We start from the raw sequence: 23,000 nt of genomic DNA on the forward strand, positions 1-23,000 counted from the left end.
GAATGAAGAAAATTTTGGTGGTAGATGATGAAAAGTCCATCGTAAAGGGCATCAAGTTCAGCTTAGAGCAGGACGATATGAAGGTCGAAGTTGCTTACGATGGTGAAACCGCACTGGAGCTTGCAAAGGCAAATCATTACGATATGATTTTACTGGACATCATGCTGCCGGGATTTAGCGGACTGGAAGTGTGTCAGATGATCCGCGAGTTTTCGGATGTGCCAATCATTATGCTGACAGCTAAGGGCGATGATATGGACAAGATACTGGGACTGGAATATGGCGCAGACGATTACATAACAAAGCCGTTTAATATATTGGAAGTAAAGGCGAGAATCAAGGCGATTTTCCGTCGGAATAACCGGAATGTGCCGGAACAGGAAAATCAGAAGGTGATCGAGACAAAGGGACTGAAGATTGATGTGGACAGCCGCCGGGTATATATCGATGACAAGGAAGTCAACCTGACAGCCAAGGAGTTTGAACTTGTATATCTGCTGGTATCAAACCCGAACAAGGTATATTCCAGAGAGCAGTTGCTCAAAACTATCTGGGGACCATCTTATCCGGGCGATGCCAGAACCGTGGATGTGCATGTGCGTCGACTTCGTGAGAAGATTGAGGCAACACCAGCCGATCCAAAATACATTCATACAAAATGGGGCGTGGGATATTATTTCCACGAGTAATCTGTACACAGCGAAAAAAGTTCGCTATGGCAGAAGATACAGTAATTGATGCTTGACAGAGTCAGAGGCAAAGGAGATTTCCACACTGTTTTTATACAGTGTCCGGAGATCTTCTTTTTCTATGTGGAGCTTTTCAAGGGCAAAGGTATATTCGTCAGTCAGCGTTGTGTGGCTCACGGTACGATTGTCGGTGTTGATTGTTGCAAGCAGTCCAAAATCCAGAAACGCATGGAGTGGATACGCGTCCAGTTCAGTCGCTGCTTTTGTCTGGAAATTCGAGGTTGGACAAAGCTCAAAACCGATGTGTGCGTTGCGACAGGCTTCCAGCAGAGCAGGCTCTTTGATGGCTGCAATGCCATGTCCGATCCGGCGTGCTCCATATTGGAGGGCGAGCGCGACATTTCTGGCACTGCCACATTCACCGGAATGAATTGTGACAGGCACCTCCATTCGCCTTGCTTCCTCGAACAGCGCTTCAAATTCTTCGTTTGGATGTCCGGCTTCATCACCGGCAAGGTCTAACGCACAGACGCCATTTCCTAAGAATTCTCTGGCACAGCGGACAACCAGATGATTTTGCTGTGGGGAGTGATGGCGCATCGCACATAAGATCAGATTGGTGAATACTCCATACCGGTCAAATGCTTTCTGGCATCCATAGACAGCCGCCTGCACGACATTTTCCAGATCCAGGTGACTGTTGACGCTCAGCATAGGTGCAAACCGGATTTCCATATAGCGGACATTTTCTGCGGCTGCCTGTCGCACGACATCAACGACGGCATCCCGGATATGCTCTTTTTCCTGCAGTGCGGATACCGGAAGGTCAAAGCAGGTTAGATATTCGGCAAGTGACTGACAGTTGGCAGGTGCCTGTATTGTATGCATGTCCAGTGCCGAAAGCTGTAAGGTCTGCATCAGGAATTCTTTGCTCAAAGAACCATCCAGATGGCAGTGCAGTTCGACCTTTGGCATGGAAACAGGATCAAAATTCATAAGTGTATCCCCCTTTCGGTGTTGTACTTGTATCATAGCAATTTCGCATGGATTGTACAAGTGCCTTGAAGCAAAACGGACGGTGTGATATAGTAGTGGTATTCTGGAAAAGGACGGAATGAAACAACGTGAAAGACGAAATAAAAGAAGAAAAAAAGGATGAAAAATTAGAACGTAAAAAGCTGAAACGCCGGGAACGGGCGGAGAAGCGCCAGCATAAACATATGGGCATCAGCCTCCGATGGTTTGTGACGTTTCTGATCATCGTGCTGTGTGCAGGGATTATGCTTGTGTATTCGCTGATGTCAAGCCGTCTGTATGTGCAGCGATATCAGGAACAGCTTAAAAAAAATGTGATGGCGCAGGCGGAATATCTGAAGAATAATCTGCTTGAGAATCATATGACGCTCGATGACCCACAGGATTTAAATCTTCGTATCGAAGGTGTCGCAACGACTTTTTACGGCAGGGTGCTTGTGATAAACCGGGAGTACCGGGTGATCAAGGATACTTATGGAAACCATGAAAATGCACAGATTGTAAATCCGGATATTATGGCTGTAATGCGCGGACAGGCGAGTGAGAAGATATCGAAGAAGGATGGATATCTTGAATATATCACAGCTGTGAAGCAGGAACAGGATGTGCAGGGCGTGCTTGTGATTCAGGCATCGACGGACAGCCTGAATGTAATTGAACGCCGGGTAGAACGACGAAACTGGTTGTCATTTGCACTTATCATGGCAATCTGCATTGGTGCAGCATGGGCAATCGGCAATGCAAGCTCACGTGGGATCAAGCGTATCAATCAGCAGATGGAAATCGCGGGAGAAGGACAGCTGGAGACACAGATTCCAGTGCGTGGATTCAAGGAGTTTAAACAGCTGACGGAACGTTACAATGCGACGATATCCAAGCTGATGGTCATTGACTCCACACGACAGGAGTTTGTATCGAATGTGTCACATGAATTAAAGACGCCGATCACGTCGATGAAGGTGTTGGCAGATTCTCTGATACAGAACGAATCTGCGGATCTTGCGATGTACAAGGAATTTATGACTGATATCGTGGATGAGATTGACAGAGAAAGTAAAATTATTACCGATCTGCTGACACTTGTAAAAATGGATAAAAAATCAGCCGCGATGAATATCGAGGAGATAAAGATCAATGATCTGTTGGAGGTGATATTGAAGCGCGTAACGCCAATCGCCAAAAGCCGTGGAATCCAGATTACTTACGAGAGCTACCGTGATGTGACGGCATGGGTGGATGAGGTCAAACTGAGTCTGGCTCTGACGAATATTATAGAGAATGCGGTGAAGTACAATGTTGACAATGGCTGGGTGAAAGTGACGCTCAATGCAGACCACCGCAACTTCTATGTGAAGGTTGCAGATTCCGGTGTTGGAATCCCGGATGACTGCAAGGAGCATGTATTTGAACGTTTCTACCGGGTAGATAAAGCGCGAAGCCGGGATACCGGTGGTACAGGACTTGGACTTGCTATCACGAAAAGCGTCATTCAGATGCACAAGGGTTCAATCAAATTGTACAGCGAGTCTGGAGAGGGCACTACATTTACCATTCGCATTCCGATGAAATCGGATGCCTCCGTGGATACAGCACGAAAGGAGGGCGATGCAGAATGAGAAAGAAGTATTGGAAAACCGGATGCGTGATCGCGACACTGCTTTGCCTGACAGCCTGTGGGAAAGCACAGACTGGAGAGATTACACCGCTTGCAGATAATATGATTCATCTGTATCTGGCAGAGGATAACACAGTTGTGCGTGCCGATGCAGATTACCAGTTGAAAACGCCGGATGCAATCGCATCCTGCGTGGAGGATGCAATGACGGCACTCACAGCAATGGAAACATCGAAGATCGAAGCTTACAGTTATATGATGGGCGAGGATAACAGTTTGCAGATGGATATCACACTTGTGGAAGGCAGTTACGAGCAGGAAGATATATTGCTGATCATGGCAGCCACAACGAAGACATTGTTCCAGATGGATGATATTTCCAGCATTGCACTGACCGTAAAGGGGCATGACGAAAAAGTGTATGCAGAGCAGTTGTTCCTGCGGGATTCTGTTTATTATTATGGTACCGACGAACCGAGTCTGGCAGAGGAATCAATTACCATGTATGCACCAAATGCGCAGGGAACTGCACTGGAATCCTATGGAATCAAAGTACAGTCGGAGCCACAGACGTCCGATCAGGAGTATATCGTACGGGAGCTGGTACAGAAAAAAGTGCTTTCTCCGGACACAAAGGTGAACCAGGTGTCGGTCCATGATTCGGTCTGCTATCTGGATCTGTCAGAGGAATTTACAAATGCCGTGGGAACGATTTCACCAGAGCTTGCGTTGTATGCAGTCGTGAATTCGGTAATTGCACAGACAGACGTGGATACGGTACAGATTCTGATTGATGGAAAAATCGTGCCAATGTACCGGAATGTGGTTGCAATAGACAAACCATTACCATTTAATGCAAATGTAGTACAAGAATAAAAGAATATAGGAGACGTATGAAACGACCAGTATTTTGTGTGGCTTTGGCGTATGCACTTGGAGAGGTGATTGGCCTGTACACAAGAACGGTGGGCGAGATAGGCATAGTGAGTGCTATGCTTGTTTGCGTTGGGATTTTCGTGCGGAAGAAAAAACAGGGAAAAAGCGCATGCGTTCTGGGACTGGGAATTGGTCTTGGAATGCTTGGCGCTTTTTTGCGTATTCCGCAGGATCTACGGGAAAAGCCGGATATCCGGCAGGAAAACGGTTACGATATTATAACCTATGCAACGGGAGGGGAGACGCAGGGGAAGCCTGTCATCTGTGCCGGGATTCTGACTGACCGGCAGGGAGAAACATGGACGATGCGGGTACTGGACGGAGCTGACGTGCATGGAGATATTCTGCTCCGTGGTGTGCAAGGGGAACACACGATTGCGGAGATTGTACAGGTAACAGGTACTTATGATACATTTGAGCATGTGAGAAATCCGGGTGGGTTCCAGTCACGCAGCTATTATCTTGCCCGGAATATCAGCGGATATTATTATGCACCGCAGGTGACGACGATCACCGTTAATCAGTGGGAAATACTTGGGCTGCCAAGGTATCTGTATTATCAGGGAAAACGTATATTATATGAATTGCGTATACGGGCAGACTGCCAGATTGCAAAGCTTCTTCCAGAAGAACAGGCGTCGCTTGTGTCTGGAATCCTGCTTGGAGAAAAATCAAGGATAGATGCAGAACTCAAGACATTATATCAGATGGGCGGGATTGCGCATATTCTGGCGATATCAGGACTTCATATTTCCCTGCTTGGAGGACTGCTCTTTCGACTGATGCGGCGGGCTCGTGTGCCGATTCCGGTAGCAGGAATTATCACGATAGCAGGACTTTTGTTGTACGGCATGATGACCGGAATGAGTCTGGCAACGATGCGTGCGATCTGGATGATGGTGATTTTTCTTGTGGCGCAGATGTTCGGGAAATCCTATGATATGCCGACTGCGATGGGAGTTGCCTTGTTCTTTATGCTTCTATGCAACCCGGTTCGCATCTTAGATGCCGGGATGCAGTTAAGCTATATGGCGATTGCGGGGGTATCACTTGGAAACTATGGGATGAAGCGCTTGCATAAAAAAACTGGATTTCGGCGGTTCCAGAAACGATATCCGCTTCGGTTCCGTGTGGTGCAGAGCCTGTTTTATTCTGTAACATTGCAGGGGATGATGCTTCCTGTGGTGGCAAAAACCTATTACGAGATACCAGTCTATGCAGGATTGCTGAATCTGATCGTTGTACCGGGGATGACGGTTGTGGTAGCAGGAAGCTGGTTCGGCTTGCTTGTATCCATTGGCACGATTTCGCTTGGCAGGTTCGTCATGCTGCCGGTTGGGTGGATGTTACAGGGATATACATGGCTTTGCGAAAGGACACTGGAACTGCCGTGGAATACACTTGTTACAGGAGAGATACGAGGCTGGCAGATTGGCATGTGGTATGGCGGGATTGCATGCACGCTGGTATTGCTTCGCACAAAAACAAGAAATAAGCTGCGGGACTTTGTATATAAACATACCGGCAGGTTCTGGCGTAAAAGAGAGGTCGTGCGCTACACTGTATGCACGATCCTTATAAGTATGCTGTTACAGGGGGCAGGACAGGCGTTATGCGTGTGGCAGCAACGCACAGAAGCAATCTATTTCTTAGATGTTGGACAAGGCGATGGAATCCTGATACGATCCCCGGACGGAAGAAATATCGTGATTGACGGCGGCTCGACGTCACAGTCAAAATGTGGGACATACACACTGCTTCCGGCGCTGCGATCGCAAGGCATGACGGAGATTGACTGTTGGTTTGTGACACATACCGATGAGGATCATATCAGTGGATTAAAAGAACTTTTATTGCAGGGAAAACTGACGCAGATCAAGGTGCGGACGGTTGTCTTTTCCGCCTATGTGTTTCAGGATGCGGCATTGGCAGAGTTAGAAGCAATGATTAGGGCTGCCGGAATCACAATCGTGTGGATGAGGGAGGGCGACGTGATCGGCGATGATACATTTACGCTTACCTGCCTGCATCCAACTGCAGAATATCGCGCAAAGGATAAGAATGCAGCGAGTCTGGCACTGGCATATCATTCTGATACATTTGACATGTTATTTACTGGAGACATGGATGCAGATGCCGTCGCAGATATGGATATACAACAGGATTATGATTGTATCAAGCTTCCGCATCATGGCTCGAAGTACTCGTATGTGGAGGGGGTCTATGCGCATGCGGACTATGGTTTGATTTCCTGTGGATACAATAACCGTTATGGACATCCACACACGGAAGTGCTACAAGGGTTAGCACAGGAAGGGACGAAGGTACTTCGGACGGATGAGATGGGAGCAGTAATCTTCCGGAGTAGATAAAAGGAGGAAGATGTGATACAATGTATTCATTGAAAACAAAGAGGTATTCAAACGTAACAAAAAGGTAAACATACCGAATAATAAGTGTAGTTAGCGTTCTATATCGGAGTCAACATGGCAAAAAAAGAAAAAGCAAATGGCATGGCCATTTTAAATGAACAAATCAATAAGAAAGAATTCAGTCGTGTGTATCTGCTTGGTGGAACGGAACCATATCTGATCTATCAGTATCGGGACAAACTGATCGCGGCGATGATCAATCCAAACGATACAATGAATTTTATCACCTACAAGGGTGAGAATTCCAAACCAGAGGACATCATTGAATTTGCAGATACCATGCCATTTTTTACAGAACGCAGAGTGGTGCTGGTTGAGAACAGCAATTTCTTCAAGAACGGCTGTGAAAAGCTGGAAGAAGCCTTAGATGGACTGCCAGATACGACAGTGCTGATCTTCGTGGAGAAGAATATTGACAACCGGAAGAAACTAAGCAAGCTTGTCGCACAGCTTGGTACGGTAGCAATGTTTGATGCACCGGACAGTGAGATGTTAGCTGTCTGGTTAAATGGAATGTTTGTAGAGGATCAGATTGCGATCAGCGGTGCGACATTGCGATATCTGATCGATCGAGTTGGAACGAGTATGAATCTGCTTAAAAATGAAGCAGACAAGCTCCGCTCCTATGCTGTGGAAAAAGGAAGCGTATCCAAAGAAGACATTGACCTGCTTTGTGTGAATCAGGTGGAAGACAAAATCTTTGATATGATTGATGCGATATCAGAAAAAAAACAGCAAAAGGCAATGGAATTATATGATGATCTGCTGTATTTGCAGGAGGCACCGATGAAGATTCTCGTGTTGATCACACGGAACTTCATGCAGCTTCTGAAGATCCGGTTTGCACTGGATACTGGTACACCAGAGGGACAGATTGCTTCGGCGTTCGGTATCCGTCCGTACTTTGTGAAAAAATATATTGCGCAGGCACGCTCTTTCACGAAAGAGCAACTGCTTTCCTGTGTGAGGTTATGTCAGGAAGCAGATACGAGCATCAAAACAGGTAAAATGCGGGATAAGCTTGCAACCGAGATGGTGATATTAGAGCTTTTGCTGCATGGCGGAGAAAAACAGGAAGTATAGTATAACAGATATAAAAAGCTCCACGCTTATAAGTTAAGCGTGGAGCTTTTGCGTTGTCGTAGATATTTACTTCGAACACATATAAAGCAGGTTTTCCCATCTGCGGTCAACCTCTTCCTGATACTGTACAAGCAGGTTCTCGTTTTCTGGCTTGAACAGATGCTTGAATCTTCCCTGTGGACGAAGGAAGTCTTCAATTGGAAGCTTCTTCTTTGGCTCATAGTTCAAGATCCACTTGCCTTCCACAACCTCGAACAGTGGCCAGTAGCATGTCTCCACTGCGAGCTTGCAGATCTTCATGATATCGGGTGTGTCATAACGCCAGCCACGAGGACATGGTGACATGATATTTAAGAATGCTGCACCTGGTGTGTAGATTGCCTTCTCAGACTTCTCATACAGATCCTTCATGGTTCCGATGAAGGTAGACTGTGCAACATACGGAATATCATGGTTTGCGATGATAGATGCGAGATCCTTCCGGTTCTGCATCTTACCGTTGGAGCATTTACCAACTGGTGTTGTCGTTGTATCTGCGAACATTGGTGTTGCAGAAGAACGCTGGATACCGGTGTTCATGTAAGCGCCGTTATCATAGCAGACATATACCATATCGTGATTACGCTCCATGGCACCGGACAGGGACTGGAGACCGATATCGTAAGTACCGCCGTCACCACCGAATGTGATGAACTTGTAATTCGCGGAGATCTTTCCCTTCTTCTTTAATGCGTGGTAAGCAGTTTCAATACCGGAAAGTGTTGCACCTGCATTTTCAAATGCATTGTGCATGTAGCTGTCCTCCCATGCGGTATATGGATACATGAAGCTGGATACTTCCAGACAGCCGGTTGCATTTCCGATAACCGCCTTATCCCCCTCATGCAGGGCACGCAGGACTGTACGAACAGCGATTGTTCCGCCGCAGCCTGCACACATTCTATGTCCCGGAGCGAGACGTTCCGGTTTGCTCATTACTTCTTTAAAATTAAATGCCATCTCGATTCCCTCCGTTACTTTCTAAGTCCGATATACTTGAACTGTTCTGCTTCCTGCTTGCCGGATACATAATCTATCAGATCCTGATAGATACCGCAGGCTGTTTCTACTGTGTAATCTCTTCCGGCAAGACCGTAGAAATAGTTGACGGTTGTTGATTCGTTCTTTGCATCGTATAAAGCAGCCTTCAGTTCAGAACCAAGCGGACCGCCGCATCCGGAGAAGCTTTCTGCACGATCCATGATCGCGATGCCCTTTGCATTTTCGAGGGCAGCAGCTAATTCGGCGCCTGGGAATGGACGGAATACACGTACCTTGATCATACCTGCCTTGATGCCCTGCTCGCGAAGCTCATCAACGGCTTCCTTCGTTGTTCCGGCAGCAGAACCCATGATCACGATCACATACTCGGCGTCATCCATGCGATACTCCTCGAAAAGTCCGTATTTTCTTCCGGAGATCTTCTCGAATTCCTCTGCGACCTCTAAGATAACCTTCTTGGCATTCTTCATGGCGATACGCTGGTTCATCTTTGTCTCCATGTAGAATGGAGAGTTTGCATAAGGACCAACTGCCATCGGCATATCTGCATTTAACAGGAAGTTTTCTGGTTCATAGCTTCCTACAAATTCTTTTACTTTCTCTGTCTCAATCAGTGAGATATTCTCAACTGCATGGCTGGTGATGAAACCATCCTGACAAGCCATAAATGGAAGCTTAACGTCCGGATGCTCTGCAATGCGGAACGCCTGGATGTAATTGTCGTAGGCTTCCTGATTGTTCTCAGCGTAGATCTGAATCCAGCCGGCATCTCTGGCACCCATACTGTCAGAGTGGTCACAGTTGATGTTGATCGGTCCGGTTAATGCACGGTTTACAACCGCCATAACGATTGGAAGACGATCGGAAGCTGCGACATAAAGTACTTCCCACATGTAGGCAAGGCCACAGGAAGAAGTAGCTGTGATTGCTCTTGCGCCAGCGGCGCAGGCACCCATGGTGGCACTCATAGAGCTGTGCTCGGATTCAACCGGGATAAACTCGGTGTCGATGTCACCGTTTGCAATGAAGGTGGATACCATCTGAGGAATCTCTGTCGATGGTGTGATTGGGAATGCTGCCATTACGTCAGGATTGATCTGCTTGATTGCATGTGCAACTGCCTCGTTACCTGACATTCTTTCACGAATTGCCATATTAGATTCCCTCCTTCATTGTAATTGCACCGAAGCTGCAGACGCGCTCGCAGATACCGCAGCCTTTGCAGTGGTCTAAGTCGAAGTCTTCTCTTTTTCCGTCTTTTACCGGAATACAGCTATCCGGGCAGACGGGTGTGCAGAGCAGACACTGTGTACATTTTTCCCAGTCGATCACTGGAGTTTTTGTTCTCCACTCGCCTGTACAGAATTTACGGGAACCGCCGCCGCCATAGATCTGGTTGCCCGGCGTCATATCATAGTAAGGACTATGTTCATTGATTTTAGAAATATCTGTTGCCTTTGACATTTATTTTACCTCCTCGAACGCCATTTTCAGTGCACGCATATTGCCGTCGATTACTTCCGGCTTCTTTGCGAATTTGTGTTCATAAGATGCCTGCATCTGGGATAAGAACACATCTTTATCCATGATGTCTGCAACCTTTACGATAGCAGCAAGCATCGGGGAGTTAGGGAAATACTTTCCAAGTGTTTCCATTGATACTTTGTGTGCATCAATCGTATAAACGCTTCCCTTGTATCCATTTAATAAAGGAAGAATCTCTTCTTTTGGACGCGGTGTGTTGATCACGATGGCACCATCTTCCTTCAGACCATTTGTGACATCTACGGAATGAAGCAGTGTCTCATCTACAACAACCACATAGTCCGGATGATAAATATTGGAATGTACCCGGATTTCGGATTCGCCAATTCGATTGTAGGCCGTGATTGGTGCGCCCATACGTTCCGGACCATACTCCGGAAATCCCTGGACGTGCATACCTGTGTTGAAAGCAACGTCCGCAAGCAGAAGTGCTGCGGTTTTGGCACCCTGACCTCCACGTCCGTGCCATCTGATCTCGATGTTCTTTTTCATATATTGCACTCCATTTCTCATAAATACAGTAAAAAACACAATAATTATACCATTCTGATAAAAAATGTAAAGGGAGTCGGTGGTTTTTCTTGGCAAATTACAATCTTTCTTGAATAATCTGGTTGAAATTGATATAATCAGTACGTTAAGCTTTTACACAACAAAAACAAAGGAGTTTTGTTATGCGAAGAAAGAAGAAAGACAAAAATAACATAAATAATCAGGAAGAAATTGATTTGATTCCGATAGAGTCACAGCAGGAAGAAACGGAAGTGGGTACACAGCCGGATGCGGAGCCAGAAAATCCGGAAGCGACGGCAGAAGATACATCTGATGCATCTCTGGAGACAGAAACGGAAGTAGAATCAATAAAAACGGAAGCAGAATCGGCAGAACCGGAAAGTTCGGAAGTGGCAGCAGAGGATACGTCTGCACAGCCGGAAACACCGGAGGAAGAAAGCGAATCTTCTGCATTGTTTGGTGCGTATGTTGCTGAGGAGAACAAATGGGAGCGCAAGAACCGGATCAAGGATGAGAAGATCAAGGCAAAACAGGAGAAGAAGCGTGCGAAGTACGCGGATGTTGATGACGATACATACGAGCAGATGAAAGCGGGCGGCGCTCATAAGTTTTTTGGTGTGCTGTCTTTGATGATGCTGATTGTCGGAATTGCCGCAGTTGCACTGTTTGTCTACCGTTTGGTCATTGCACCTTCCTACGCGCAGGTGGGAGAGAAGGAAAAAAACCTGCATGTAGAAGGATTTGCCACGGAGACAGATACTTCCAAATATGAGCAGCAGGTAACTGCCCTGCAGGGAATTGCAACTCCGTCTGACCTGACTGATACATGGGTGGAACAGCCGTTTGAGCAGGCAACACCAAGTGATGTATCTGCACAGGATACAGAAGGCGCTGATACATTACCGGCAGACGATGCAGAGGCAAAGCCTGTTGTGATTGATTAGGAGGTGCAAGGATGAAAAAGACATGGAATAAACTTATTATTGTGTCGTTTATAGTGCTTGCGGTCGTTGCCTGTGCGGCAATCGTATTCCTATATCCGTACTACAATGAATATAAGGTATTTGACGGTATTGAAGCTGGACAGTGGAACGAGGTGCAAAAAAGCTACGAAGCGTTAGATAGCGAAAAGCAAAAGGCAGTACAGGAAATGCTTCCGGATTATGCGAAGCACATCTGCCTGGAATATCAGACCGGTGAAAAAGATTACATTTATACAGTCGCAGCATATGATGCGATCAACAGTATCGATGAGACAAAGAGCATTTGTACAAAATACAATGTGCTTGTCAATCGTACCGAATACCGGGATGCGATCGAACAGATTTATAATTCAAACCAGAATTACAATGGACAGGGCGTTGTGCAGGCGAACGAGACGATCAACAAGATCAATCTTCGACTGGATACAGACACGAAAAAAGAGGTTGTAATTGAGGTTTTAAATGAGAAGTATCAGCAGTATGTAGATGGTGAAATTACGGCGGATGCGATGAACAGCTATATTTCTATTGTCAATGGTCTGGCTGTGACAGATATTGCAGATTATACAACCGTGCTCACCAATAACATTCAGGTGATCGAGTCTTATCGGGCATTGTATGACACAGCACAGGCAGCATATGATCAGGGAGATTATTTTACGGCATTGAATATTTGCCAGTCCGTGCAGTTAGATCCGCTGGATTCGCAGTATATTGATAAATTTTACTCATTATACAAGCTTGCGTATTCTACAGGCATGAATTATTATGACGGTCTGCTTGATACGTATATTGAGATCGGGGATAACCAGAACGCACTGAACCTGTTGGATAAGCTGGAAAAATATTATGCCGAAGATATGAATCTTCAGAAATACAAGCTGTCTATGGCAGCCGACTGGCAGAAGGCATATGTGAAGCTGGCAGAAAATGCAGATTCAGAAATCCAGAAGGTACTTGGAGAGACCGAGGACGGTATCAATATATTAGATTCGTTCTATAAAAATATCAAACCAGACAGTATGCTGTTGTATGATGTCGATGAGGACGGTGTGCCGGAGGCATTTTTCTATAACAGTATGGAACGCAACGAGACCTATGTGAGCTGCTTTATCTTTACCTACCGGGATGGCGCGGTTTCTTACCTTGGCTATGCGAAGGTGCGGAGCTTCTGCAGCGACAGCAGCTTTGTCGCATTTCCTTGGCTATCGACACGGACTTCCGGGGATGAATATTGCCTGAAACGGTATTCGGATGGCGTGATCACAGATGGACCGTATGTCCAGAATGTGGATGGTACTTATTATGTCAATGAGCAGGTTGTGGATGAGACGGAGTATCTCTCCCAGCAGAGTGAAACACTTGCAACATCTTTAAATAAGGGTGTGAAGGACTTTGATACAGCAACATTAGAAGACAGCGAAAGCTATATCTTAGCTTACAAATAAATTAAACGAGAGTATGGAGGCGAATTATGGTAAAACTTTATGAAACAGGTGCATACTTACTGAATGGTTCCGAGCTGGTTCCAGATGACGGACAGGCACAGGCAGTACTTGCATCGAAGGGTGTACAGACATCCAAAGAGGATGCATCGAAAAACACAATGGCATATGGAATACTCGAAGCACACAATACTTCGGGCAATATGGAACAGCTTAAGATCAAGTTCGATAAGATGACAAGCCATGATATTACATTTGTTGGTATTATCCAGACAGCGAGAGCATCAGGACTGACAGAGTTCCCAATCCCGTATGTACTTACAAACTGTCACAACTCTTTGTGCGCAGTTGGTGGAACAATCAACGAGGACGATCATGTGTTTGGTCTTTCCTGTGCAAAGAAATACGGCGGAATCTATGTACCACCTCATCAGGCGGTTATCCATCAGTTCGCAAGAGAGATGCTTGCAGAATGTGGAGCTATGATTCTTGGCTCTGACAGCCATACACGTTACGGTGCCCTTGGTACGATGGCAATCGGCGAAGGTGGCGGCGAGCTCGCAAAGCAGCTTCTGAAGCGTACATACGATGTGGCAAAGCCGGGGGTTGTGGCAATTTACTTAGACGGTGAAGTACAGAAGGGCGTTGGTCCACAGGACGTTGCCCTTGCAATTATCGGCGCAACCTTTGGCTGTGGTTATGTAAAGAATAAGGTTATGGAGTTCGTAGGACCGGGTGTAGATAAGCTGTCCGCAGATTTCCGTATCGGTGTCGATGTTATGACGACAGAGACAACCTGTCTGTCATCCATCTGGAAAACAGATGAGAAGATCGAAGAGTGGTATGAGACACACTACAGACCGGAGTGCTACAAAGAATTAAATCCGGGTGCTGTTGCATATTACGACGGTGTTGTTTATGTAGATCTCTCCAAGGTAAAACCTATGATCGCAATGCCATTCCACCCAAGCAATGTCTACACAATTGAGGACGTGAAGGCAAATCTGATGGATGTTTTGGACGATGTAGAAAAACGTGCGCAGGTATCCTTGGATGGCAAGATTGACTTTACACTGAAGGATAAGGTTGTTGACGGAAAGCTCTATGTAGAGCAGGGAATCATCGCAGGCTGTGCCGGTGGTGGATTCGAGAATATCTGTCAGGCAGCAGACCTGATCCGTGGAAAATACATTGGCGCGGACGAATTTACACTTTCTGTATATCCGGCATCCACTCCGATTTATATGGAGCTTGCGAAGAATGGTGTACTTTCCGATCTGATCGAGACGGGTGCGATCGTCAAGACTGCATTCTGTGGACCATGCTTCGGTGCTGGAGATACACCGGCAAATAATGCATTCTCGATCCGTCACTCAACAAGAAACTTCCCGAACCGTGAAGGTTCGAAGATCCAGAATGGTCAGATTGCTTCTGTCGCACTGATGGATGCACGTTCGATCGCAGCGACAGCCGCAAACAAGGGCTTCTTAACAGCTGCAACCGATCTGGATGTAGAATACAAGGGACAGAAATATTTCTTCGACAAGAAGATCTACGATAACCGTGTCTATAATGGATGGGGACATCCACAGCCGGAGCAGGAGATTAAGTTTGGACCAAACATCAAGGATTGGCCGGAGATGGTGGCGTTGACAGACAACCTGATGCTCAAGGTCGCTTCCGTGATCCATGATCCGGTTACAACGACGGATGAGCTGATTCCTTCCGGTGAGACATCTTCTTATCGTTCGAATCCACTCGGACTTGCGGAGTTTACATTGTCCCGTAAGGATCCGGAGTATGTAGGCAGAGCCAAGGCAATCCAGAAGGTCGAGCGTGTGCGTGAAGCTGGTGAGTGCATGGGCGAAGCAGATCCGAACATGAAGACAGCTATGCACAAGGTGAAGGAAATGTTCCCGGATGCATGTGGCTCGAATACCGGTGTCGGAAGTACGATCTTTGCGGTGAAACCGGGTGATGGATCTGCACGTGAGCAGGCGGCTTCCTGCCAGAAGGTACTTGGCGGCTGGGCTAATATCGCCAAGGAGTATGCAACAAAGCGTTATCGTTCAAACCTGATCAACTGGGGTATGCTTCCGTTTGTCATGGATGAGGATTACGACTTTGATGTGGATGATTATGTATTCATTCCTGGCGTTGCACAGGCAATCCGCAACAAGGATGAAATTATCAAGGCGTATGTTGTGAACAAGGATATGAAGGAGTTGTCGTTGAAACTGGGCGACCTGACAGACGATGAGAGAGATATCATTCTGGCTGGCTGTCTGATCAACTACTACAAGACACATTAATCAGATATATTCATTTAAACCTTTACACATGGTTTTCAATACTATATAATATACGCATTAGGAGCGTATATTATATGGATATTGAAAAGGACAGCCTGAAAAAACAAATACGGGAAATGACACAGCTTGGCTATATTGCACCGGAGGATCTTCCTTCGATTGAGCTTTATATGGATCAGGTGACGACGTTCATGGATAAATATCTTTCGCAGAACAAACGGTATGAGGAAGATAAGACGCTGACGAAAACGATGATCAACAACTATACGAAGAACAATCTGCTCCCGCCGCCAGAGAAGAAGCGGTATACGAAGGAACATCTGATTTTGCTGATTTATATTTATTATCTGAAGAATGTGGTTTCAATCAACGATATTCAGATTATGCTGAAACCGCTGATTGATCATTATTTCGAGAATCCGGAGGCTGCACACAGCTTAGAAGAGATCTATGCAAGTCTTTATAAGCTTGAACAGCGTCAGCATTTCCGGGTAGAGAATAGCATTATGAAGACATTTGAATTATCAGAACGAGATTTTCCGGGTGCAGATGATCAATACATCAAGAACCTGAATTTCCTCTCTTTGCTTGGATACGATATCTATATGAAGAAGAAGATCATGGAGCGGATTATCGATGAGGTGGCTGCGGAGCAGGCGAAAGAACAGGAGCAGACAAACGGGAAAGAGAAGAAAATAAAAGAAGAAAATAAGAGAAAAAAATAAAAAGAGACGAGGCGTCAATTACGCCTCGTCTTTTTCGTTGGATGGTTCTGCCGGAAGAAGTGTGAGAGTCACGCGTTCGATACGGTTTCTGTGCACTTCGGTTACCTTAAAGTGGGCACCTTCACAATGAGCTTCTTCACCGGCGGTTGGAATCTTATCTAACAATTCAATGATGAATCCGGCAAGTGAATCATAATCCTTGGATTGGAAATTCGTGTGGAGTTTATCATTTAAATCATCCAGCTTGATGGATGCATCAATATCATAAGTATGGTTGCCGAGATCCCGGATCAGATCATTCTCGTTCTCGTCGTATTCGTCCCGGATATCCCCGACGATCTCCTCGACCAGATCCTCCATTGTGATGATTCCGGAAGCCTGTCCGTATTCATCAAGTACGATTGCCATACTGTCTGCGGAGGTTTTCATCTCCGCGAAGATCTGGCTCGTCTTCTGATACTCATATACAAACAATGGTTTACGCAGGATGCTTCGCAGATCAAAATAACGGATATCTAACAGCTCCCGGTAGAAAAACAGATCCTTGATATTGAGGATACCGATGATATTTTCTTTGGAATCCTCGTAAATCGGGATTCTGGTATAGGTTTCACTCTTGAAGATATCGACAAGCTCTTTGTAGGTAGAATTCACGTCGGCAGATACAACATCGGCTCTTGGAATCATGATGTCCTTCGATAATGCATCGCCAAAATCAACAACATTGGAGATCATGAATTTCTCTTCGGGCTCAATGACGCCTTCTTCATGCGATACATTTACGATAGTACGAAGCTCCGCTTCGGTAATACTTGTTTTCTTCGCGGATGGGTCGACGCGGAACAGCTTGAAGATGGCTCCGGTCAATATATTTAACAGGAAGATAACAGGGGTGAGCAGCGTCATCAGCCACGAGATCGGGTAGACAACGACCATGGAAAGCTGTAATGCATATTGCGTTGCAAGGGTCTTCGGGGAGATCTCACCGAAGATCAGGACAAGCAATGTCAGAATTCCGGTCGATACACCAATGTATTTACTTCCGAACATGTTTGTACAAAAGGTTGTTGCAAGTGCGGAGGCGGAGATGTTGACAATGTTGTTCCCGACCAGGATCGCGCTTAATAGTTTACTTGAATTTTCGGTTACTTTTAATACTTTACTTGCTTTCTTGTTTCCGTCATCTGCGAGAGAACGAAGCTTTAGATGGCTTACCGTTGTCAGTGCAGTCTCTGAGGAAGAGAAAAAGGCGGAAAGTGCCAGTAAAATCAGAATTATAATTAGTTGTAACGCGGGACTATTGTCCAAAAAAACCACTCCTTTTATGTATAAATTTCCTTATATTCTATATATTTGGATGAAGGGTGTCAAGTATAGATTTAGCTATAACATAAAATTATAGCTGATTCAATTTAATTCCTATTAGACAAATAGGAATTGAGGTGATAAGATAACCTTGCAATCAGGAAAACGGATTACAAAACAAAAAATGACAACAAGGCACAAGCCGAAAAATAAAAGAAAGACGAGGTACAAGATTATGGGAAAGAAACATTATGAGGACAGAAATTTAAAGTTTGAAACATTACAGCTGCACGTAGGACAGGAACAGCCGGATCCGGTTACGGACGCAAGAGCCGTTCCAATCTATCTGACATCTTCTTATGTGTTCCACAACAGTAAACACGCAGCAGACCGGTTTGGATTGAAGGATGCCGGTAACATCTACGGCCGTCTGACGAACCCGACAGAGGACGTATTTGAGAAACGTATCGCCGCACTCGAAGGTGGCGTTGCAGCGCTTGCCGTTGGTTCCGGAGCAGCCGCTCTTACCTATGCATTTCAGGCACTGGCACATGCAGGTGACCATATCGTTGCAGCTAAGAATATCTATGGTGGTACTTACAACCTGCTTGCACATACACTTCCGGATTATGGTATCGAGGCAACTTTCGTAGATCCGTTTGATTACGATGCAATCGAAGCAGCGATTAAGCCAAACACAAAGGCAGTTCAGATCGAGACACTCGGAAATCCGAATTCAGAGGTGGTAGATATCGAGCGAATTGCAAAGATCGCACATGCACATAACATTCCGCTTGTTGTCGATAATACATTTGCAACACCATACCTTGTAAGACCGATTGAGTACGGTGCAGATATCGTTGTTCATTCCGCAACGAAGTTTATCGGTGGCCATGGAACAACGCTCGGCGGCGTGATCGTTGATAGCGGTAAATTCGACTGGCTGAAGGCTGGGGACAAGTTCCCGTGGCTGGTAGAGCCAAACGTATCTTATCATGGAGTCAGCTTTGCAAAGGATACTGCTCCGGCTGCATTTGCAACCTATATACGGGCAATCCTGCTCCGCGATACAGGCGCAACGATCTCGCCGGTACATTCCTTCATCTTCTTACAGGGGCTTGAGACATTGTCTCTCCGTGTCGAGCGTCATGTGGAAAATGCGCTCAAGGTTGTACAGTATTTGAAGGATCAGCCACAGGTTGAGAAGGTAAATCATCCATCTATCTCTGAGAATCCGGAGCAGCAGGCGCTTTACAAGAAGTACTTCCCGAATGGCGGTGGATCAATCTTTACATTTGAGATCAAGGGCGGCGCTGCGGAAGCGCAGAAGTTTATTGATAATCTGGAACTCTTCTCCCTGCTTGCAAACGTGGCCGATGTAAAGTCACTTGCCATCCACCCGGCATCAACCACACACTCAGAGTGCAACGAAGCAGAGCTTCTTGATCAGGGAATCAAGCCAAATACGATCCGCCTTTCCATTGGTACAGAAAATATCGATGATATCATTGAGGATCTCGATGAGGCATTTAAAGCACTTGCAGAGTAATCACTTGTGAAAATATGGTTAAAAAGAGGCAGAAACTTGGTCTGCCTCTTTTTTATTTACAGAAAATGTGGTAAACTAAGATTAGTAAAAACAAACAGGAAAGTGTAAACGGTGAAAAGATGTTATCAGTCGTATTGCCTGCCTACAATGAAGAAAAAATGATTCAGAAAGCGGCAGGAACCATAGGCGGAATTTTACAAAAAGAAGCCATTGATTATGAGATTATATTCGTAGATGATGGTTCCAAAGATGGAACGTGGCAGCAAATAGAACAGACACAAAAAGAAGATCAGCATGTCAATGGAGTTCGTTTTTCCAGAAATTTCGGAAAAGAATCTGCCATGATGGCGGGACTGGAAAATGCAGGTGGCGATTGCGTTGTTGTGATGGATTGTGATCTACAGCATCCACCAGAGACAATCGTGGAGATGTATCGGCTGTGGCAGCAGGGATACGAAGTTGTCGAGGGCGTGAAGCGTACGCGTGGAAAGGAAAACGTCTTTCATAAATTAAGCGCGGGACTTTTTTATAAACTGATTTCGAAGGCTGTCAAGATTGATATGTCCAGAGCGTCGGATTTCAAACTGATGGATCGACGCGCGGTAGAGGCGTTGCTTGCAATGCCGGAGCGAAATGCTTTCTTCCGGGCGTTATCTTCCTGGATTGGATTCCGGACAACCTCGGTGGAGTTTGACGTGCAGGAACGGGAAATTGGCGAGTCGAAATGGTCGACCAAGTCATTGATCCGTTACGCAATCTCCAATATCGTGTCGTTTTCTTCAGCACCGATGACACTGGTAACAATTACCGGTATACTTGGGTTTCTGTTTGCGGTTATACTAGGCATACAGACACTTGTAAATTATTTTTCTGGTCATGCGGTCGAAGGATTTACGACAGTGATCCTGATTATCCTGATCATGGGCAGTCTGATTCTTATGGGATTGGGTGTCATAGGATATTATATTGCGAAGATCTATGAGGAGGTTAAGTGCCGCCCACGCTATATTGTATCGCGAAAAGTCGGAGCAGGCATGACATGGGAGAAACGTAGATAGGTTTAAAAAACCAAAGGAGGTATTGGATGCGTAAGAAATCACACATATCGCTTACAAAGGGTGTTGTACACGGACTGTCCGCAGAACAGCGGTTCGGACATCGCTTATCCCTGTATGTGGGAAGCATACTTCCAGATTGTACACCTTCTTTTTTGACAAGACGTCATTGTATCGAGGATACGTTTGATGTGTGTGAAAAGAAGATGCTTGGATTCTTGAAGCATTACAAAACAAAGAAAAAAGGCGTTTCGATCTTATCAAGTATTCGGATGGGTGTGGTATTGCATTACATTGCAGATTATTTTACATATCCGCACAATGCACATTATCCGGGGACTTTGAAAGATCATTGCAGTTATGAAGAGGACTTGAAGCATCGCATGCGAAGCTTTGTGCGCAACAGATATGAATCTGGCGAGATGCAGTACGATGAACGGATGCTGCCAACGATTCATTCCCTGCAGGAGTTGCTCGATTATGTCAAAGAAAAACATGAATATTATGTACATGATCGTGGAAATGTGAATCTGGATTGCGCGTATTCGTATATTGTTTGTCTGGCTGTGATGTATTCTCTGTTGCAGCTTGCTGTAAATCCAGCATAAAAATAGAGAATCTGACGCATACTATCCGGGAACTGTAAGAAAACAGTTCAGAGAAGGAGGATATTGTATGCGAGCTGGAGCAGAAGTTTACAGAGAAGTAGCTGAGCGTTGTAGCGCTTATGACAAGCGTGAGCGGAAATCTTGTTTTTGCAATGTGGCAGAGGGCGAGAAAAGCTGTCTGAATTGCAGACATTTCGCAGAGGACGAGCATTGCAGACTGGATCTGTACGATCCGATTGTAAAAGAGTTATAAGAAATGAAGGGACTTTTTCGGAAGTCCCTTTTTCTTATGGTCGGAGGATGGCGGAAGAGATACGATTCGGACATGGCATAATGCTTGACATAAAAGAGGGTGGTTGTTATACTCATAGCTAGTTTTGGATAAGCAGTATAGAAAGGAAACCAGATATGATTAGTGCAAATAATGTAACCCTGCGGCTTGGAAAGCGGGCTTTGTTTGAGGATGTAAATATAAAGTTTACAGAGGGAAACTGTTACGGTTTGATTGGTGCAAATGGTGCAGGCAAATCAACCTTTTTAAAGATTCTTTCCGGAGAACTTGAACCGACAAATGGTGAAGTTATCATGAATGATGGCGAGCGTCTGTCTGTCCTGCAACAGGATCACTTCAAATACGACCAATATATGGTACTCGACACGGTTATTATGGGAAATAAACGCCTGTATGATATTATGAAAGAAAAGGACGCAATCTATGCGAAGGAAGACTTCACGGATGAAGATGGTATCCGTGCATCGGAGCTTGAAGCAGAGTTTGCAGAGATGGATGGCTGGAATGCAGAGAGTGATGCGGCAACCCTCCTGAATGGTCTTGGCGTTGATACAGATATTCATTACAAAATGATGAGCGAGCTTGATGGTAATCTGAAAGTCAAAGTCCTTCTGGCACAGGCTTTGTTTGGCAACCCGGATGTTCTGCTTCTGGATGAGCCAACCAACCATTTGGATCTCGATGCGATTGCTTGGCTCGAGGAGTTCCTGATCAACTTTGAGAATACGGTTATTGTTGTATCCCATGACCGTTATTTTCTGAACAAGGTATGTACCCATATCGCAGATATTGATTATGCGAAGATCCAGCTTTATGCCGGAAACTATGACTTCTGGTATGAGAGCAGCCAGTTGATGATCAAGCAGATGAAGGAAGCAAATAAGAAGAAGGAAGAAAAGATCAAGGAGTTGCAGGACTTTATCCAGCGTTTCTCAGCAAATGCTTCAAAGTCCAAGCAGGCGACTTCCAGAAAACGTGCCTTGGAGAAGATTCAGCTTGATGAGATTCGTCCATCGAGCCGTAAATATCCATATATTGATTTCCGTCCGAAGAGAGAGATTGGAAATGAGGTTCTTACTGTATCAAACATTTCCAAGACAATCGATGGTGTAAAGGTGCTTGACAATATTTCCTTTACAGTCGGACATGACGATAAGATCGCATTTGTCGGACCAAACACGATCGCAACAACAACACTGTTCCGCATCCTTGCCGGAGAAGAAGAACCGGATGAAGGAAGCTACAAGTGGGGCGTTACAACATCACAGGGATATTTCCCGAAAGACAATACGAAGGAGTTTGATAATGATCTTGTGATCGCAGACTGGCTGGCACAGTATTCTGACGACAAGGATGCAACGTATGTGCGTGGATTCCTTGGCAGAATGTTATTTGCCGGTGAAGATGGCGTGAAGAAGGTTAAGGTGCTTTCCGGTGGTGAGAAGGTGCGCTGCCTGTTGTCAAAGCTTATGATCATGGGATCGAATGTATTGATTCTCGATGAGCCGACAAACCATCTGGATATGGAAAGCATTACAGCATTAAATAACGGACTGATCAAGTTCCCAGGCGTCTGCCTTTTTGCCTGTCAGGATCATCAGTTTGTACAGACAACCGCGAACCGTATCATGGAGCTTACGAATACGGGCTTGATTGACAAACAGACAACCTACGATGAATACCTTGCGAATGATGAACTTGCAAGAAAACGTCAGGTCATGAATATGGCAAGCGACGATCAGGATTGATCAGAACAGAAATGTACTGGTATAAGGCAGAAACAAAAATCAGGACGATGAAACACAAAAAGGACGGCGCTTCTTAAGAAGGCTGTCCT

Annotated in this window: 20 protein-coding genes; 14 read left to right on the top strand and 6 right to left on the bottom strand. The window is 45.6% G+C overall.

Annotation, left to right across the window (positions count from 1 at the left end):
* Positions 1-2: 2 nt before the first annotated feature.
* Positions 3-689, top strand: a complete 687-nt coding sequence (locus H9Q76_RS03235; RefSeq protein ID WP_117780822.1) for a response regulator transcription factor — start codon at positions 3-5, stop codon at positions 687-689.
* 24 nt (positions 690-713) lie between these two features.
* On the opposite strand, the gene add is transcribed toward H9Q76_RS03235, so the two are convergent.
* Positions 714-1,685: an adenosine deaminase gene (add, locus tag H9Q76_RS03240; RefSeq protein WP_188332042.1), complete on the bottom strand. Its 972-nt coding sequence runs from the start codon at positions 1,683-1,685 to the stop codon at positions 714-716.
* Positions 1,686-1,813: 128 nt separating this feature from the next.
* Between add and H9Q76_RS03245 the strand changes: the two genes are divergently transcribed.
* From H9Q76_RS03245 to holA, 4 genes are all read left to right on the top strand, one after another.
* Entirely contained in the window at positions 1,814-3,340 is a 1,527-nt protein-coding gene (locus H9Q76_RS03245; protein ID WP_243029282.1) for a sensor histidine kinase, read from the top strand.
* Complete coding sequence (locus H9Q76_RS03250) at positions 3,337-4,215, top strand: GerMN domain-containing protein (protein ID WP_118545896.1); 879 nt, start codon at positions 3,337-3,339, stop codon at positions 4,213-4,215. Before H9Q76_RS03245 ends, H9Q76_RS03250 begins: the two co-directional genes overlap by 4 nt.
* Before the next feature lie 17 nt (positions 4,216-4,232).
* Positions 4,233-6,647 carry a DNA internalization-related competence protein ComEC/Rec2 gene (locus tag H9Q76_RS03255; protein WP_249321609.1) on the top strand — a complete coding sequence of 805 codons (2,415 nt, stop codon included), beginning with the start codon at positions 4,233-4,235 and terminating at the stop codon, positions 6,645-6,647.
* A 114-nt stretch (positions 6,648-6,761) separates the two neighbouring features.
* On the top strand, positions 6,762-7,790 hold the full coding sequence (gene holA, locus H9Q76_RS03260) for a DNA polymerase III subunit delta (protein ID WP_147353285.1): 1,029 nt from the start codon (positions 6,762-6,764) through the stop codon (positions 7,788-7,790).
* Positions 7,791-7,856: 66 nt separating this feature from the next.
* Here the strand turns inward: holA and H9Q76_RS03265 are convergent, their stop codons facing one another.
* The 4 genes from H9Q76_RS03265 to H9Q76_RS03280 are packed head-to-tail and all read right to left on the bottom strand — an operon-like array spanning position 7,857 to position 10,868.
* The gene (locus H9Q76_RS03265) at positions 7,857-8,789 is read right to left on the bottom strand and encodes a thiamine pyrophosphate-dependent enzyme (protein WP_021985674.1); all 933 of its coding nucleotides are present in this window, start codon (positions 8,787-8,789) and stop codon (positions 7,857-7,859) included.
* Between the two features lie 14 nt (positions 8,790-8,803).
* Positions 8,804-9,985, bottom strand: a complete 1,182-nt coding sequence (porA, locus tag H9Q76_RS03270) for a pyruvate ferredoxin oxidoreductase (RefSeq protein ID WP_196021110.1) — start codon at positions 9,983-9,985, stop codon at positions 8,804-8,806.
* A 1-nt stretch (position 9,986) separates the two neighbouring features.
* The gene (locus tag H9Q76_RS03275) at positions 9,987-10,295 is read right to left on the bottom strand and encodes a 4Fe-4S binding protein (protein ID WP_021985672.1); all 309 of its coding nucleotides are present in this window, start codon (positions 10,293-10,295) and stop codon (positions 9,987-9,989) included.
* Positions 10,296-10,868 (bottom strand): 2-oxoacid:acceptor oxidoreductase family protein, encoded by a 573-nt coding sequence (locus H9Q76_RS03280; protein WP_021985671.1) that lies wholly within the window; start codon positions 10,866-10,868, stop codon positions 10,296-10,298.
* 182 nt (positions 10,869-11,050) lie between these two features.
* On the opposite strand from H9Q76_RS03280, the gene H9Q76_RS03285 reads away from it, so the two are divergent.
* The 4 genes from H9Q76_RS03285 (at position 11,051) to H9Q76_RS03300 (ending at position 16,354) form a co-directional block, all read left to right on the top strand.
* Positions 11,051-11,833: a hypothetical protein gene (locus H9Q76_RS03285; RefSeq protein WP_196021101.1), complete on the top strand. Its 783-nt coding sequence runs from the start codon at positions 11,051-11,053 to the stop codon at positions 11,831-11,833.
* 11 nt (positions 11,834-11,844) lie between these two features.
* Positions 11,845-13,320, top strand: a complete 1,476-nt coding sequence (locus H9Q76_RS03290) for a hypothetical protein (RefSeq protein WP_021985669.1) — start codon at positions 11,845-11,847, stop codon at positions 13,318-13,320.
* 26 nt (positions 13,321-13,346) lie between these two features.
* A complete protein-coding gene (locus H9Q76_RS03295; RefSeq protein WP_117781206.1) occupies positions 13,347-15,629 on the top strand; it encodes a hydratase in 2,283 nt (760 codons plus the stop codon).
* A gap of 74 nt (positions 15,630-15,703) precedes the next feature.
* A complete protein-coding gene (locus tag H9Q76_RS03300; protein ID WP_249321611.1) occupies positions 15,704-16,354 on the top strand; it encodes a DUF1836 domain-containing protein in 651 nt (216 codons plus the stop codon).
* A gap of 18 nt (positions 16,355-16,372) precedes the next feature.
* Here H9Q76_RS03300 and H9Q76_RS03305 read toward each other — a convergent pair whose 3' ends face one another.
* Positions 16,373-17,671 (bottom strand): HlyC/CorC family transporter, encoded by a 1,299-nt coding sequence (locus tag H9Q76_RS03305; protein ID WP_408646516.1) that lies wholly within the window; start codon positions 17,669-17,671, stop codon positions 16,373-16,375.
* 223 nt (positions 17,672-17,894) lie between these two features.
* Between H9Q76_RS03305 and H9Q76_RS03310 the strand changes: the two genes are divergently transcribed.
* From H9Q76_RS03310 to H9Q76_RS03330, 5 genes are all read left to right on the top strand, one after another.
* Positions 17,895-19,208 carry an O-acetylhomoserine aminocarboxypropyltransferase/cysteine synthase family protein gene (locus H9Q76_RS03310; protein ID WP_117781205.1) on the top strand — a complete coding sequence of 438 codons (1,314 nt, stop codon included), beginning with the start codon at positions 17,895-17,897 and terminating at the stop codon, positions 19,206-19,208.
* Between the two features lie 158 nt (positions 19,209-19,366).
* On the top strand, positions 19,367-20,266 hold the full coding sequence (locus H9Q76_RS03315) for a glycosyltransferase family 2 protein (protein ID WP_243029283.1): 900 nt from the start codon (positions 19,367-19,369) through the stop codon (positions 20,264-20,266).
* Positions 20,267-20,292: 26 nt separating this feature from the next.
* Positions 20,293-20,871: a zinc dependent phospholipase C family protein gene (locus tag H9Q76_RS03320; RefSeq protein WP_021985663.1), complete on the top strand. Its 579-nt coding sequence runs from the start codon at positions 20,293-20,295 to the stop codon at positions 20,869-20,871.
* A 67-nt stretch (positions 20,872-20,938) separates the two neighbouring features.
* The gene (locus tag H9Q76_RS03325; protein ID WP_021985662.1) at positions 20,939-21,124 is read left to right on the top strand and encodes a hypothetical protein; all 186 of its coding nucleotides are present in this window, start codon (positions 20,939-20,941) and stop codon (positions 21,122-21,124) included.
* A gap of 155 nt (positions 21,125-21,279) precedes the next feature.
* On the top strand, positions 21,280-22,911 hold the full coding sequence (locus H9Q76_RS03330) for an ABC-F family ATP-binding cassette domain-containing protein (protein ID WP_021985661.1): 1,632 nt from the start codon (positions 21,280-21,282) through the stop codon (positions 22,909-22,911).
* Positions 22,912-23,000 lie beyond the last annotated feature (89 nt).

The organism is Wujia chipingensis (assembly GCF_014337155.1).
GTDB classification, from domain to species: domain Bacteria; phylum Bacillota; class Clostridia; order Lachnospirales; family Lachnospiraceae; genus Coprococcus_C; species Coprococcus_C hominis.

Coding starts and splice junctions, on each gene's coding strand:
- H9Q76_RS03310 (WP_117781205.1), top strand. CDS start 17,895: ATGGGAAAGAAACATTATGAGGACAGAAATTTAAAGTTTGAAACATTA.
- holA (WP_147353285.1), top strand. CDS start 6,762: ATGGCAAAAAAAGAAAAAGCAAATGGCATGGCCATTTTAAATGAACAA.
- H9Q76_RS03235 (WP_117780822.1), top strand. CDS start 3: ATGAAGAAAATTTTGGTGGTAGATGATGAAAAGTCCATCGTAAAGGGC.
- add (WP_188332042.1), bottom strand. CDS start 1,685: ATGAATTTTGATCCTGTTTCCATGCCAAAGGTCGAACTGCACTGCCAT.
- porA (WP_196021110.1), bottom strand. CDS start 9,985: ATGGCAATTCGTGAAAGAATGTCAGGTAACGAGGCAGTTGCACATGCA.
- H9Q76_RS03300 (WP_249321611.1), top strand. CDS start 15,704: ATGGATATTGAAAAGGACAGCCTGAAAAAACAAATACGGGAAATGACA.
- H9Q76_RS03315 (WP_243029283.1), top strand. CDS start 19,367: ATGATTCAGAAAGCGGCAGGAACCATAGGCGGAATTTTACAAAAAGAA.
- H9Q76_RS03290 (WP_021985669.1), top strand. CDS start 11,845: ATGAAAAAGACATGGAATAAACTTATTATTGTGTCGTTTATAGTGCTT.
- H9Q76_RS03255 (WP_249321609.1), top strand. CDS start 4,233: ATGAAACGACCAGTATTTTGTGTGGCTTTGGCGTATGCACTTGGAGAG.
- H9Q76_RS03275 (WP_021985672.1), bottom strand. CDS start 10,295: ATGTCAAAGGCAACAGATATTTCTAAAATCAATGAACATAGTCCTTAC.
- H9Q76_RS03295 (WP_117781206.1), top strand. CDS start 13,347: ATGGTAAAACTTTATGAAACAGGTGCATACTTACTGAATGGTTCCGAG.
- H9Q76_RS03325 (WP_021985662.1), top strand. CDS start 20,939: ATGCGAGCTGGAGCAGAAGTTTACAGAGAAGTAGCTGAGCGTTGTAGC.
- H9Q76_RS03280 (WP_021985671.1), bottom strand. CDS start 10,868: ATGAAAAAGAACATCGAGATCAGATGGCACGGACGTGGAGGTCAGGGT.
- H9Q76_RS03320 (WP_021985663.1), top strand. CDS start 20,293: ATGCGTAAGAAATCACACATATCGCTTACAAAGGGTGTTGTACACGGA.
- H9Q76_RS03285 (WP_196021101.1), top strand. CDS start 11,051: ATGCGAAGAAAGAAGAAAGACAAAAATAACATAAATAATCAGGAAGAA.
- H9Q76_RS03250 (WP_118545896.1), top strand. CDS start 3,337: ATGAGAAAGAAGTATTGGAAAACCGGATGCGTGATCGCGACACTGCTT.
- H9Q76_RS03265 (WP_021985674.1), bottom strand. CDS start 8,789: ATGGCATTTAATTTTAAAGAAGTAATGAGCAAACCGGAACGTCTCGCT.
- H9Q76_RS03330 (WP_021985661.1), top strand. CDS start 21,280: ATGATTAGTGCAAATAATGTAACCCTGCGGCTTGGAAAGCGGGCTTTG.